The organism is Kribbella sp. NPDC058245, from assembly GCF_042882005.1.
Classification (GTDB): Bacteria; Actinomycetota; Actinomycetes; order Propionibacteriales; family Kribbellaceae; genus Kribbella.
Genome location: NZ_JBHVWY010000002.1, coordinates 600,248 through 612,587 on the forward strand (window position 1 = coordinate 600,248; position 12,340 = coordinate 612,587).

The window sequence follows — 12,340 nt, forward strand, 5'->3', positions numbered from 1 at the left end:
CGCCCATGCACGGAACACCATCGAAGGAGCCAAGCGATGACAGAGCTCACTGCCGGAGATCACGACACCGGCGACCTCCCGGACCGCTCGCGCTTCCCGCTGCCCGCCGAGAAGGGCGCGCTACCGCTCGTCGACTCGTTCCTCTACACCGATCTGCTGCCCGAGGTTCCTGCCTTCGAGCTCTCGGCCGGAGAGCGGCACTACCAGGATCCCTTTGTCGGCATCACCATTGACGGCTCGCCGCGACCAGGCCTGTACTCCCTCGCCGACACGGGGGAACGGCCGCTGGCGGCGATGTCCGCGGCGCGCGCCTACCTCGACGTACTGGCGCCGTACCAGCTCACGATCGCCCAGCTGCCGATGGACTCCGCGGACTGGCGGTTGTGGACGAACGCGATCCCGACCTGGATGCCGAAAGGCATGCGGCTGGAGCGGCTCGACGAAGGTCAGCGCCGACGCGCGCTGGACGTGATCGAGGCCAGTCTCAGCCCCGCCGGGTTCACCCTGGTCCGGGCCGCGATGAAGCTGAACGGCGCGCTGGGTGAGCTCGTCGACGACTACAACGACACGCTGACCGAGTTCGCCTACTGGTTCACCGTCTTCGGTGATCCCGGGTCCGGCGAGCCGTGGGGATGGCAGTTGATGGGGCATCACATCGATCTGCACTGCGTCTTCGTCGGCAGCCAGCTCGTCTTCGCGCCCGTCTTCATCGGCGCCGAGCCGACCGTCGCCGTCACCGGTGTGCACCGTGGCGTCCGGGCCCTCGACGAGGAGACCCAGCGCGGGCTGGACTTTCGCAGGTCGCTGAACCCGGCCCAGGAGCCCGGCTTCCTGCTCAGCAGCTCCATCGCCGCGGCCGCCTTGCCGCCGGAGCTGGCCGGCCCCTGGAACGGCCGGCATCTGGGTGGTGCCGGTGCCGACAATCTCGTGCTGCCGCCCGAAGGCATCCGCGCGGACGAGCTGACCAGCGGCCAGCAGGACCGCCTCGTCGAGCTGTTGCGGGTCTACCTCGACCGAATGCCCGGCCAGCACGCCAAAGCCAAGCTCGACCAGGTAGTCCGGCACTTCGACGAGACCCGCTTCATCTGGCGGGGCGGCCAGGACGACGAGGCCGCCTTCTACTACCGCATCCATTCGCCGGTCCTGCTGGTGGAGTACGACAACCATCCGGGCGTCTTCCTCGCCAACCCCGAGCCCGACCGGTTCCACGTCCACACGATCGTGCGCGAACCCAACGGGAACGACTACGCCAAGAACCTGCTCGCCCAGCACTACGCACTCCACCACGGCGGCTCGATGGCCCACCAGGTCGATGCCGGCGGCAACCGATGAGCCGCGGCCGGTGAGAGTCCTCGTCGTCGGGGCCGGCATCGGCGGGATGTCGGCCGGGATCGCACTCGACCAGCACGGCATCGATGTCGAGCTGATCGACATCGACCCACTCTGGCGGGTGTACGGCGCCGGCATCACCATCGCCGGTGCGACCTTGCGCGCTTTCAGCGAACTCGGCGTCTACGAAGAACTCCGGACCCGCGGGTACGTCGGTCACGGGATCCGCGTGTGCTCCGTGGCTGGCGAGCCGCTCTGGGACGTGCCGACCCCGATGCCCGCCGAAGCCGGGGTGGCCGGCTGCGGCGGCATCCTGCGGCCGGTGCTGCACCAGATCCTCTCGGGCCGGATCCTGGATGCCGGGATCGGCGTCCGGCTGGGAATCTCGGTCGACAGCCTGCGTCAGGGCGACGGATTCGTCGATGTCGGGTTCAGCGACGGCAGCACCGGTCGTTACGACCTTGTCGTCGGGGCCGACGGCATCTACTCGCGGACGAGACGGCAGATCTTCCCCGACGCGCCCGAGCCGGAATACACCGGCCAGAGTGTGTGGCGGATCCTCACCGACCGGCCGGATCACGTGGATCGGCGGCACTACTTCCTCGGCGGCCCCGCCAAGGTCGGCTTCACGCCGGTCTCGGCGACCCAGATGTACCTCTTCGTCGCCGAGCGGACCGCGCAGGAGTTCCGCGAACCCGGCGAACTCTACGAGACCTTCGTCGAGCTGCTGGCCGGCTACGGCGGCATCGTCGCCGACATCCGGGCCAAGGTCACGCCCGAGACCGAGATCGTGTTCCGTCCACTCGAGGCCTTTCACCTGCCCGCGCCCTGGCATTCCGGCCGGGTGGCGCTGATCGGCGACGCCGCCCATCCCACGACGCCTCAGCTGGCTTCAGGGGCTGGGATCGCGGTCGAGGACGCTCTGGTCCTGGCCGAGGAGCTGGCGAGTCACGGCGACGTACCTGCGGCGCTCAACGCCTTCCTGCGACGACGAGAAGAGCGCTGCCGGTACGTCGTCGACAGCTCGATCGAGATCGGGCGCCTGGAGCAGGAGGGTGCTCCCCCGGAACAGCAGACCGCCGTGGTCGAGCGTGCCCTCGCGAAACTGGCCGAGCCCATTTAAGGCGAGCCCAGCTCAACAGGCTCGACGCTGACCATCGGGCTGTGCTGGTCGCGATAGCGCCGTTCGTACGCGTCGAGTGCCCGGAGGGCGCGCTGGGCCCAGGCGATCTCGAGCTCGGCGCGCTCCACCTCGCCGTCGTAGGCGATCTCCCGCAGCAGCAGTGTGAAGGCCTGCTGTGCGGGGGTCCGGCCGGCCACCCGTTGCTGGACCCGGGCATGCTTGCCGGCCGAGATCAGGTCTCGCGTCTGGCGCACCTGGTCACGCCGTCGGACGTAGTACTCGACGTGCAACTCGAGATGGCTTCGGACGGACTGCGAGCTGGCGAGGTCGGAGAAGATCAGCTGGATCCGCTCGGGATCGCGATTGGGCCGGTACTGCGGGGCCTTCGAGACCCAGGCCACCAGCTCGGCGAGACCTGTCGGGGTGATGGCGTAGACGCGCTTCTCGAGCTTCTCGCCGACGGTCGTGACCGCCCCCTCGATGAGTCCGGCCTCTTCGAGCCGGCGCAGCTCGGGATAGATCTGGCTGTGGGACGCGGACCAGAACCACCCCAGGCCGAGGTTGAACTGCCGGGCGAGGTCATAGCCGGAGTTGGGCTCGGTGGAGAGCGTTCCCAGGATCGCGTAGCGCAGAGACACATGTACATCCTGCCATAATCCGGCTGCATTTCGCGCCGTCAGGCGAAATGAAGATGTAACTCTTTGAATGTCACTATTGACATGATTTGCGCCGCATCATACGTTCGGCCCGCCGGCTCGGGGAGACCGCCGGCCGATCTGCGGGAGACGGAGGCCAGCATGAGCGTGGCGATGCCGGCAGGCGATCAGCGGACTCGCCCCGTCGTTCAGCTCGAACGCTTCGCCAAGACGTTCGGCGCGGTGCGGGTGCTCAGCGACATCGGCCTGCAGGTGCTGCCGGGCGAGATGCGAGCGCTGATCGGGCACAACGGCTCGGGCAAGTCGACGCTGGTGAAGTGCTTGAGCGGGTTCTACCGGCCGGACGCCGGATCCAGCGCCACTGTCCGCGGCACTCCGCTCGATCTCGGCGACGCGCGCTCGGCCGACGCCGCCGGGATCCAGTTCATCCATCAGGACCTCGGCCTGATCCCCGACCTCAGCGTCACCGACAACGTCGCGCTGGATGTCGGCTACCGCCGTCGCCGGTCCGGCCGGATCGACTGGCGGGCGACGCACCAGCAGACCCGGGAGCTACTCGAGCAGATCGGGTACGACATCGACGTACGCCGTCCTGTCCGGGAGCTCGCGATGGCCGAACAGACCGGTGTCGCCATCGCTCGTGCGGTCGCGCCGCGGCGCGGGCACGGGACCTGTCTCGTCGTGCTCGACGAACCGACGGCCAATCTCAACACCTCGGAGGCCGACCACCTGTTCGCCGTCCTCGAACGCCTGCTGGAAGGCGGTATCGGAGCCCTGCTCATCACCCATCACCTCGAGGAAGTGATGCGCCACGCAGACTCCGTGACGGTGCTCCGGGACGGCAAGGTCGTCGCGGCGAAGCCGATGTCCGCAGTGGATTCGTCCGACGACCTCGTGGCGCTCATGCTCGGCGCGGAAGCCCAGCAGGACCTGGCGATTCCCGTCCCGGCCGGCTCGCGGAACCCGGCCGGCTCGGCCCTGACCGTTCGGGGGCTCGGCTCGCGGACGATCCGGACCCTGGATCTCGAGGTGGGCAGCGGTGAGATCGTCGGGATCGCCGGCATCACCGGCTCCGGCCGCGAGGAGGTCGCCGCGGCCGTCTTCGGCGGGCTCCCCCGCACCGGCGAGGTGCTCGTCACCGGGCGCACGCTGCCGCCGGCCCGGCCAGGCACTTCGGTACGCCGGGGAGTGTCCCTGCTGCCCGCCCGGCGACGCGAGCACGGCATCTTCCCCGGCCTCGATGTCGCCGAGAACCTCACCCTGGCACGGATCCCGGCGCACGGTCGCGTCGTACTGGACTCCGGCCGGCGCCGCGAGATCGCCCTCCAGTGGATCAATCAACTGAGGATCAGGCCCGGGCTGCCGGCCATGCCGATCGAGCGACTCAGCGGCGGCAACCAGCAGAAGGTGATGCTGGCGCGCAGCCTGGAGACCACTCCCGCCGTTCTCCTGCTCGACGAACCGACGCAGGGCGTGGACGTCAGCAGCGCGGGCGTCATCCACGCCCGCATCCGGCAGGCCGCGCAGGAGGGGGCAGCGGTCCTGGTCGCTTCCTCGGACAACGACGAGCTCGTCCGGCTGTGCACGCGCGTCCTGGTGATGCGCCGCGGCGAGGTCGCCGCCGAGGTCCGGGGTGCCGAGCTCGACCGGGATCGGATCGACTCGCTGACGCTCAAGGAGCAGCCATGACCGAGGACCATGCTGTGAAGACCCTCCGCACCCGGTCCGGCGGTACGCCGGATGCCGTCCGCAGTGGTTTCAGGTGGCTCGACCGGCACGTGATCCTGCTGGTCTGGGCCGGCGTCATCGTCCTGTTCGGTGTCCTCGAACCCGACATCTTCCTGACCGAGCTCACCGTCAAGACGGTGCTTGCCGACCAAGCCATCACCTGCGCCCTGGCGGTCGGCCTGACCTTCGCACTCGCCGCCGGCGTCATCGACCTGTCCTTCGCGGCGATGGCCGGGCTGTCGATGGTGATCGTGACCAAGCTCAGCATCACCACCGGCCTCGGCATCCTGCCCAGCGCGCTGATCGCGATCGCGGCGTGCGCGGGGCTGGCGCTGGTGACCGCGTTCCTCGTCACCTGGCTACGGGTGGACAGCCTGATCGCCACGCTCGGCATGATGAGCGTGGCGACGGGGCTGACCATGAAGCTCACCGCGGGCACGACGCTGACCGGAAAGTTCAGTGATTCCTTCGCGGCCTTCGGTCAGGGGTACTGGGGTCCCTTCCCGCGCCCCTTCGGCTACGCCGTCGTCCTCGGCGTCGCCGGCTACCTCGTTCTCGAGCACACCCCGGCCGGCCGGCGGATCCTGGCCGTCGGGAGCAACATCGAGGCAGCGCGGCTGACCGGGATCCGGGCGTCGGGGTTCCAGGTGACCGCGATCCTGGCCTCCTCGGGCGTGGCCGCGGCGGTCGGCGTCGTCCTGGCCGCGAAGATCGGCCAGGCCACGGACACGACCGGCACCGGGTACCTGCTGCCGGTCATCGCGGCCGTCTTCCTCGGCAGCACCCAGTTCAAGGGCCGCGTCAACGTCGTCGGCTCGTTGGTGTCGGCGCTGGCCATCGGTACCGGGATCAAAGGTCTCCAGCTCATCGGCGCCACGCCTTGGGTCGCCGACTTCTTCAACGGGGCGGTCCTGCTGCTCGCGGTGGCGTTCGCCGCGCGCCGCCGCCGGCAGTAGCCCGCGATCACCCGGCTGCCCACGACTTCGACGTACCGGCACTGTCCTTTCGCACCACCAAGAACCAAGGAGCTCAGCGCATGCCCATCCGAATCTCGGCGGCGATTGCCGTCCTCGCTGCGACGTCTCTGCTGACTGCTTGCGGTAGCGGGACCGGAACAACAGCTGCTGGTGGCGGGGCCGGGCCGTCCGGTACCAAGGCGCAGACGGCGCTGGCCCCCTACCTTCAGCCTCCGGCCGCTCTTCCGGTCAGCAAGCCGTTGTCGAAGACTCCGCCGCAGGGAAAGCAGGTGTACTTCCTCTCCGACGGGATCGGCCTGTCGCAGACGATCTACTCGGGGTTCCAGGCTGCCTCGAAGGAACTCGGCTGGACGGCGCACGTGCAGACCTGGGATGCGGCCAACCCCGCGACTCTCAACTCGGCCATGCTCTCGGCCGTCAACGCGGGTGCGGATGCCGTGGCCTTCGTCGCGATGGATGCCGCGGCGATCAAGGAAGGGCTCAAGGCGGCCGCGGACAAGCACGTGATCGTCGTCGGCGCCGCGACGGGCAACAAGCCTGGTACGGCGGGGATCTCGGCCGAGGTCAACTCCGCACTGGTGGCCGGTGTCACCCGGGGCAAGATGATCGGCCTCGGCATCGCGGCAGCCGCCGAGAAGTCCGGGAAGGCCGCGCACGTCGTCAACGTGACGGCGCCGGTCTACTCCAGCATCCTCAAGCCAACCGACGACGCCGTGGCCTCGACCCTCGAGGAGTACTGCTCGTCCTGCAGCTTCGACAACCTGAACATCGCCGCCGCTGATCTCTTCTCCGGCAAGGTCCCACAGCTCGTGGTCTCCTACCTGCAGGCCCACCCGGACACGAACACCATCAGCATTCGCGCCGCCGGCCTGATGCAGAACGGCCTGGTCGCGGCTCTCAAGGCGGCGGGCCTGCCCAGCATCGCGATCTACGGCGACTCCCCGCTGGAGGCGCAGATCGGCGAACTCCAGAAGGGGGATGCGACCGGATACACGGGCAACCCGCTCGCCGTACAGGGGTGGCAGATCGTCGACGCGATCGCGCGAGAGGTGGTGGACGGGAACGGCGATGTCTACAGCTCGGCGGACGCCCCGGAGTGGTGGCTGACCACCGACGCCAAGCTGTCCTCGGCGCAACCGGAGTTCCCCGCGGGCTACGAGGCACAGTTCAAGAAGCTCTGGAAGCTGCCGTAGGACAAGCCTGGCTCAGGAGGGGACTCAGCCGCGTGGGACGACGTACGACGTCAGGTCGGCGTCGTCGGCCGCGAGGTCAGTCCAGCGACACGTGAGATGCAGGATGGTCAGACCGGAAGTCGGGTACTTCTGGGTGAGCTGGACGCGCTCGGGGCTGGTGCCGTCCAGCGCGAGCTCGTCGGCCAGCCACGGGATGCCCGGCGCGTGCCCGACCATGATCACCGTGCGTGCCTCGGACGGAGTGTCGTGCAGTACGTCGAGCAGCTCGTCCGTGCCGGCGCTGTAGATCCGTCGGTCGTACCAGACGTCCGTGGCGGTCGCTCCGGCTTCGGCGGCGTACTGCCAGGTCTCCCTGGTGCGCTGCGACGGTGAACACAGGACCAGGTCCGCTTCGATGCCCTGGGCAACCAGATAGCGACCGGCCGCGGCGGCGTCCGCGCGACCGCGGTCGGCCAGCGGCCGCTGCGGGTCCGGCATCGACTCCGGCGGGACCGCCTTGGCGTGCCGGAGCAGGACGAGAGTGCGGTCGACCAACAGGTCGGACGGATCAGCCATCCGACCAGAATAGGGCTCAGGAGTGGACGTGGCTGCCCAGGTTCTGGAAGACCTGCCGGGTGGCCGTCGAACGGTTCAGCGTGATGAAGTGAATGCCCGGTGCTCCACCGGCCAGCAACTGCTCACACAGCTCGGTCGCGAGCTCCACACCGACCTGCCGCACCGCGGCCGGGTCCTCCTCGACCGCCAGCAGTCGCTCGGTGACGGCCGTCGGGAGCGCCATCCCGGTCAGCTCGGCCATTCGCTGGATCTGCTTGATGTTGGTCACCGGCATGATGCCCGGCAGCACCGGGATGTCACAGCCGAGCGCCGCGGCCCGATCGACCAGCCGGAAGTAGTCGTCCGCACCGAAGAACATCTGGGTGATCGCGTAGTCCGCACCGGCCTGTGCCTTGGCCGCGAGCACCTGCGCGTCCGCCTCCAGTGACGAGGCCTCCGGGTGCTTGTCCGGGAACGCCGCCACTCCGACACAGAAGTCGCCGAGCTCACGAATCAGCTCGACCAGCTCGACCGCGTGGTTCAGACCCTCCGGGTGCGCGACCCACGGCTGGTTCGGACCGCCAGGCGGGTCGCCCCGCAGCGCCAGCATGTTCCGGACGCCGGAACCGGCATACGCACCGATCACCGAACGCAGCTCGTCACGGGAGTGCGAGACGCAGGTGAGGTGACCGATCGGCGTCAGGGAGGTGTCCTGCGCGACTCGCTCGGTGACGCGGATGGTGCCGTCCCGGGTCGTCCCGCCGGCGCCGTACGTGATGGAGACGAAGGTGGGGCGCAGCTGCTCGATCTCGCGCAGCGAGCGCCACAGCACCTCCTCCGCCTCCGGAGTCTTCGGTGGGAAGAACTCGAAGGAGAAGGAACGGCTTCCGCTGGCCAGCAGCTCACGGACAGTCGGTGTGCTGCCGGGGAGCGTCGAGGGAAGACCGTTTGCCATGCGCCAAGGTTACCCGCGCTGTCGATGCCCGCGCAGGCACCGACTACGCTCCGAGACGTGTATGGCGAAGTGGACATCCCCGCCGAGGTACAGCGTGCGCTGACAGGCTTCCTGGACCTTCAGCAGCAGCGACTGACCGACATCGGGCCGGAGCTGGCCGAGGTGGTGCAGGCCGCTCGGGACGCGACCAGCGGTGGCAAGCGGCTCCGGCCGGCGTTCTGCTACTGGGGGTTCCGGGCCGCCGGTGGTGACCTGACCCAGCCGATCCTCACCGCCGCAGCCAGTCTGGAGATGCTGCACGTCAGCGCTCTGGTCCACGACGACGTCATGGACTCCTCCGACGTACGGCGTGGCGCTCCGGCTGCACACCGCCGTTTCGAAGCGTTACAGCGGGCTCGCTCGCAGACGTCCGGCCGCGGTGGCGATCCGGTGAACTTCGGCGTCGGTGCGGCGATTCTGCTCGGCGACCTGTGCCTCATCTGGGCAGACGAACTCCTGCACACCTCCGGCTTCGACGCCGCCGCCCTGGCTCGGGCCTCCCGCTTCTTCGACTCGGTGCGAGTTGAGGTGACCGCTGGCCAGTACCTCGACCTCGTCGCCCAAGCCAGTGGCGAGTCCGACATGGACCTGGCTCTGCGAGTCCTTCGCTACAAGGCAGCGACGTACACGGTCGAGCGCCCACTCCACGTGGGTGCGGCACTGGCCGGCTGCGACCAGCCCCTGATCGACTCCCTCTCGGCCTACGGCCGCCCGATCGGTGAGGCCTTCCAGCTGCGCGACGACCTGCTCGGCGTCTTCGGTGACCCGGCTCTGACCGGCAAGCCTGCCGGCGACGACCTCCGCGAAGGCAAGCGAACCGTCCTGGTCGCCTACGCCGTCGACCACGCCTCCGAAGTCCAGCTGGCGGAGTTCGACCGCCTCTTCGGCCGCCCCGACCTCGACGACGAGGAGATCCAGCTCCTGCGCGAGATCCTCCAGGACTCCCGCGCAGTCCAAGCCTGCGAGGACCTCATCACCGAACGCACCGAAGACGCCCTCGATGCCCTCGACCGCGCTCAGCTGGCCGACGACACGGCTCGAAAGGGCCTGACCGACCTCGCGATCGCCGCAACCTCCCGCGTGCTCTAAAGCGCCGGCAGTGCGCTGAGGAGGTCGGCTTTCGGCGGGTCTTTGACGATGACTCGGAGCTGGCCGGAGTTGGTGGTGTCTTCGGTGAGGATCTGCAGGGCTACGTCGACGGTGTCGTGGTCGTGTTCGAGCAGGTGCTCCAGGCCGGTCCACAGGACGATCTCGGGTTCACCGGTCGAGCGGTCGCTGAGTGAGTCGGCCAGGGCATCCCAGTTGCGGCCGAACCAGCGCGGGAAGTCGAAGGCGGTGGCGCAGAGGTCCAGGAAGCCTGCTTTGTCGTGGATGTCACTGGTGTCCAGCAGGACGAAGTCCCAGCCGGCCGCAGCGACCTCACGGCGTACCTCGTCGGTCGTGTGGGCGGACTGCCAGCGGTAGACGCCGGGGCGCAGGCCCTTGGTCAGCAAGGCACGCAGGTCGGTCATCCGTTGTCCTCCGCGATCCGGCGGAACGACACGTAGTGGTCGTCCGTGTAGTAGCGCTCGTCGCTCTTGCCTGTCACGATCCGCCGGGCGCCGCGGTCGCTCTCCCCCGGCGTCTTCACGGTGTACTCGTGGTAGTAGCCGTTGTTTTGCTTGGGCAGGATCTTCTCGCGATTACCGAAGACCACACCGTCGCGGCTGTACGGGTACGGGCCGCCCTTGTCGATCAGCTTCAGCATGTCCCGAGCTTCCTTGGGCAGATCGGCCACTGCGACGTACCGCAGGCCGCTGACGGGATCGACACTCGGTGTCGCGGACGGCTGCTTCTGTGGCGAGCAGCCAAACAGTGAGGCGGCCAGCGTGAGCACCAGCATCGCGATCACCACGGCCGCGACGATGCGTACCGTCTTCGGATTGTTCACCCGAGACCTCGCAGACGATGGCTGAACTCCGCGGCGGCCGCACCTGGGTCGTCAGCCGCAGTGATAGCCCGTACGACGACCACTCGGGTCGCGCCGGCCTCGACTACCTCGTCCAGCCGGACCAGATCGATACCGCCGATCGCGAACCAGGGTTTTGATTGCTGACGGCTTGCAGCGTACGAAACCAGCTCCAGCCCGGCTGCCTGCCGCCCCGGCTTGGTCGGCGTCTCCCACGTCGGACCGACACAGAAGTACTCCGACCCCTGCTCGGCCACGGCCGCGTTCACCTGGCTGAAGGTGTGCGTGGACCGGCCGATGATCGGCTCCGGTCCCACCACCCCACGCGCCGCGTGCACTGGCAGGTCACGCTGTCCTAGATGCAGTACGTCGGCCCCAGCGGCGAAGGCGATGTCTGCCCGGTCGTTGACCGCCAGCAGCTTGCCGTGCCGCTTGCAGGCGTCCGCGAACACCTCCAGCGCCGCAAGCTCGTCAGCAGCCTCCATGTCCTTCTGACGGAGCTGCACGATGTCGACGCCGCCGGCCAGGGCAGCGTCCAGGAACTGTTCGAGGTCACCCTGCTTCTCGCGTGCATCCGTGCACAGGTACAGGCGGGCATCCCGGAGGCGATCAGTCTGCAGGCGGTCCGTGGACTCAGTCACACGGCACAGCCTGCCACGTCGTACCGGACGTAGGCTGACGGCATGCCTGAGCACACGTCTGATGTGGTGGTAATCGGCGGTGGGCTGATCGGTCTGGCGATCGCCTGGCAGTTGGCCACGGACGGTCTGCAGGTGACGGTCTGCGACCCGACTCCGGGCGCACAGACCTCCATCGTCGCCGCCGGCATGCTCGCCCCGGTCACCGAGGTCGAGTACGGCGAGGACGACCTGCTCGCGCTGAACCTGGCCGGTGTCGAAGCGTGGCCCGGGTTCGCGGCCCGACTCGAGGAAGCGACCGGTCTGTCCGCCGGACTGCACCAGACGGGAACCCTGTCGGTCGCGTACGACGTTGACGACGCCGCCGAGCTACGCAGGCTCGCGGAGTACCAGCGTGGCCTCGGCTTGGCAGTGGAGGTGCTGTCCGGTCGTGAGGCACGTAAACGTGAGCCCCTACTGGCAACTGGTGTCTCCGGCGGCGTCTGGGTCCCTGGCGACCACTCCGTCGACAACCGGCAGGCAGTCACCGCACTCCTCCGCGCAGTGGAGGTCTCCGGCGTCACCCTGATCCGCCAGAGCGTCTCCCACGTCATCACCGCCGGTACGACGGCAATCGGCGTCCAGCTCGCGGACGGGAGCGCCGTACATGCTGGTCAAGTGATTGCCGCGACCGGACCGTGGTCGGCACAACTGAATGGAGTACCCGCGGAATTGCGGGCTCCGGTCCGCCCGGTCAAAGGCGAAGTACTGCGGCTGCGCGTACCCGAGGCATATCGCCCGGCACTCAATCACACCGTCCGTGCGACGGCCCGTGGATTTTCCGTCTATTTGGTCCCACGGCCCGGCGGCGAGCTGGTGATCGGTGCCACGAGCAACGAGCTCGGCTACGACACCCGGGTGCTCGCCGGTGGGGTGTTCGCTTTGTTGCGCGATGCAAGGACCGTGCTCCCGGTGACCGACGAACTCGAACTGGTGGAGACGATCGCCGGGCTCCGGCCGGCCACTCCCGACAACGCGCCGATCCTCGGGCCGTCCGGCCTCGAAGGGTTGCTCTGGGCAACTGGTCACTACCGCAACGGCGTGCTGCTGACTCCGATCACCGCGGCGATCATCGGCGAGACCGTCCGCACCGGCGTCCTCCCGGATCTCGGTAAACCCTTTTTGCGGAGCCGTTTCGGTCAGTTCTGACCAAACAATATAAACATTGAGTTACAGGCGTA

Annotated in this window: 13 protein-coding genes; 7 read left to right on the forward strand and 6 right to left on the reverse strand. The window is 68.5% G+C overall.

Going from position 1 to position 12,340, the window contains the following annotated elements:
- Window positions 1-36 precede the first annotated feature (36 nt).
- Window positions 37-1,332 (forward strand): DUF3500 domain-containing protein, encoded by a 1,296-nt coding sequence (locus ACFVWG_RS06315; RefSeq protein ID WP_391542084.1) that lies wholly within the window; start codon window positions 37-39, stop codon window positions 1,330-1,332.
- A gap of 10 nt (window positions 1,333-1,342) precedes the next feature.
- On the forward strand, window positions 1,343-2,452 hold the full coding sequence (locus tag ACFVWG_RS06320) for an FAD-dependent monooxygenase (protein ID WP_391542085.1): 1,110 nt from the start codon (window positions 1,343-1,345) through the stop codon (window positions 2,450-2,452).
- On the opposite strand, the gene ACFVWG_RS06325 is transcribed toward ACFVWG_RS06320, so the two are convergent.
- Complete coding sequence (locus tag ACFVWG_RS06325; protein WP_391542086.1) at window positions 2,449-3,090, reverse strand: PadR family transcriptional regulator; 642 nt, start codon at window positions 3,088-3,090, stop codon at window positions 2,449-2,451. The genes ACFVWG_RS06320 and ACFVWG_RS06325 overlap by 4 nt on opposite strands.
- Window positions 3,091-3,249: 159 nt before the next feature.
- Here ACFVWG_RS06325 and ACFVWG_RS06330 point away from each other — a divergent pair, with 159 nt between their 5' ends.
- From ACFVWG_RS06330 to ACFVWG_RS06340, 3 genes are all read left to right on the forward strand, one after another.
- The gene (locus ACFVWG_RS06330; RefSeq protein ID WP_391542087.1) at window positions 3,250-4,797 is read left to right on the forward strand and encodes a sugar ABC transporter ATP-binding protein; all 1,548 of its coding nucleotides are present in this window, start codon (window positions 3,250-3,252) and stop codon (window positions 4,795-4,797) included.
- Window positions 4,794-5,792, forward strand: a complete 999-nt coding sequence (locus ACFVWG_RS06335; protein ID WP_391542088.1) for an ABC transporter permease — start codon at window positions 4,794-4,796, stop codon at window positions 5,790-5,792. Before ACFVWG_RS06330 ends, ACFVWG_RS06335 begins: the two co-directional genes overlap by 4 nt.
- A gap of 80 nt (window positions 5,793-5,872) precedes the next feature.
- Window positions 5,873-7,006, forward strand: coding sequence for a sugar ABC transporter substrate-binding protein (locus ACFVWG_RS06340; RefSeq protein ID WP_391542089.1), 1,134 nt, complete (start codon window positions 5,873-5,875; stop codon window positions 7,004-7,006).
- Between the two features lie 24 nt (window positions 7,007-7,030).
- Here the strand turns inward: ACFVWG_RS06340 and ACFVWG_RS06345 are convergent, their stop codons facing one another.
- Together ACFVWG_RS06345 and metF are read right to left on the reverse strand one after the other, a co-directional pair.
- Window positions 7,031-7,561 carry a SixA phosphatase family protein gene (locus tag ACFVWG_RS06345; protein ID WP_391542090.1) on the reverse strand — a complete coding sequence of 177 codons (531 nt, stop codon included), beginning with the start codon at window positions 7,559-7,561 and terminating at the stop codon, window positions 7,031-7,033.
- 16 nt (window positions 7,562-7,577) lie between these two features.
- Entirely contained in the window at window positions 7,578-8,495 is a 918-nt protein-coding gene (gene metF, locus ACFVWG_RS06350) for a methylenetetrahydrofolate reductase [NAD(P)H] (RefSeq protein ID WP_391542091.1), read from the reverse strand.
- Between the two features lie 24 nt (window positions 8,496-8,519).
- On the opposite strand from metF, the gene ACFVWG_RS06355 reads away from it, so the two are divergent.
- Window positions 8,520-9,623, forward strand: a complete 1,104-nt coding sequence (locus ACFVWG_RS06355) for a polyprenyl synthetase family protein (protein WP_391542092.1) — start codon at window positions 8,520-8,522, stop codon at window positions 9,621-9,623.
- On the opposite strand, the gene ACFVWG_RS06360 is transcribed toward ACFVWG_RS06355, so the two are convergent.
- From ACFVWG_RS06360 to thiE, 3 genes are read right to left on the reverse strand one after another with little or no spacing between them, the layout of a single operon-like run.
- Window positions 9,620-10,045, reverse strand: coding sequence for a barstar family protein (locus ACFVWG_RS06360; RefSeq protein ID WP_391542093.1), 426 nt, complete (start codon window positions 10,043-10,045; stop codon window positions 9,620-9,622). The genes ACFVWG_RS06355 and ACFVWG_RS06360 overlap by 4 nt on opposite strands.
- A complete protein-coding gene (locus ACFVWG_RS06365; protein WP_391542094.1) occupies window positions 10,042-10,464 on the reverse strand; it encodes a ribonuclease domain-containing protein in 423 nt (140 codons plus the stop codon). The genes ACFVWG_RS06360 and ACFVWG_RS06365 overlap by 4 nt, the downstream gene beginning before the upstream one ends.
- Window positions 10,461-11,123, reverse strand: a complete 663-nt coding sequence (gene thiE, locus ACFVWG_RS06370; RefSeq protein ID WP_391542095.1) for a thiamine phosphate synthase — start codon at window positions 11,121-11,123, stop codon at window positions 10,461-10,463. Before thiE ends, ACFVWG_RS06365 begins: the two co-directional genes overlap by 4 nt.
- A 42-nt stretch (window positions 11,124-11,165) precedes the next feature.
- Between thiE and thiO the strand changes: the two genes are divergently transcribed.
- On the forward strand, window positions 11,166-12,308 hold the full coding sequence (gene thiO, locus ACFVWG_RS06375) for a glycine oxidase ThiO (RefSeq protein WP_391542096.1): 1,143 nt from the start codon (window positions 11,166-11,168) through the stop codon (window positions 12,306-12,308).
- Window positions 12,309-12,340: the final 32 nt, after the last annotated feature.

Excerpts from the sequence above, each read along its gene's own strand:
- metF (WP_391542091.1), bottom strand. The coding sequence starts at position 8,495 with ATGGCAAACGGTCTTCCCTCGACGCTCCCCGGCAGCACACCGACTGTC.
- ACFVWG_RS06345 (WP_391542090.1), bottom strand. The coding sequence starts at position 7,561 with ATGGCTGATCCGTCCGACCTGTTGGTCGACCGCACTCTCGTCCTGCTC.
- ACFVWG_RS06315 (WP_391542084.1), top strand. The coding sequence starts at position 37 with ATGACAGAGCTCACTGCCGGAGATCACGACACCGGCGACCTCCCGGAC.
- ACFVWG_RS06335 (WP_391542088.1), top strand. The coding sequence starts at position 4,794 with ATGACCGAGGACCATGCTGTGAAGACCCTCCGCACCCGGTCCGGCGGT.
- thiO (WP_391542096.1), top strand. The coding sequence starts at position 11,166 with ATGCCTGAGCACACGTCTGATGTGGTGGTAATCGGCGGTGGGCTGATC.
- ACFVWG_RS06355 (WP_391542092.1), top strand. The coding sequence starts at position 8,520 with ATGCCCGCGCAGGCACCGACTACGCTCCGAGACGTGTATGGCGAAGTG.
- ACFVWG_RS06330 (WP_391542087.1), top strand. The coding sequence starts at position 3,250 with ATGAGCGTGGCGATGCCGGCAGGCGATCAGCGGACTCGCCCCGTCGTT.
- ACFVWG_RS06360 (WP_391542093.1), bottom strand. The coding sequence starts at position 10,045 with ATGACCGACCTGCGTGCCTTGCTGACCAAGGGCCTGCGCCCCGGCGTC.
- ACFVWG_RS06340 (WP_391542089.1), top strand. The coding sequence starts at position 5,873 with ATGCCCATCCGAATCTCGGCGGCGATTGCCGTCCTCGCTGCGACGTCT.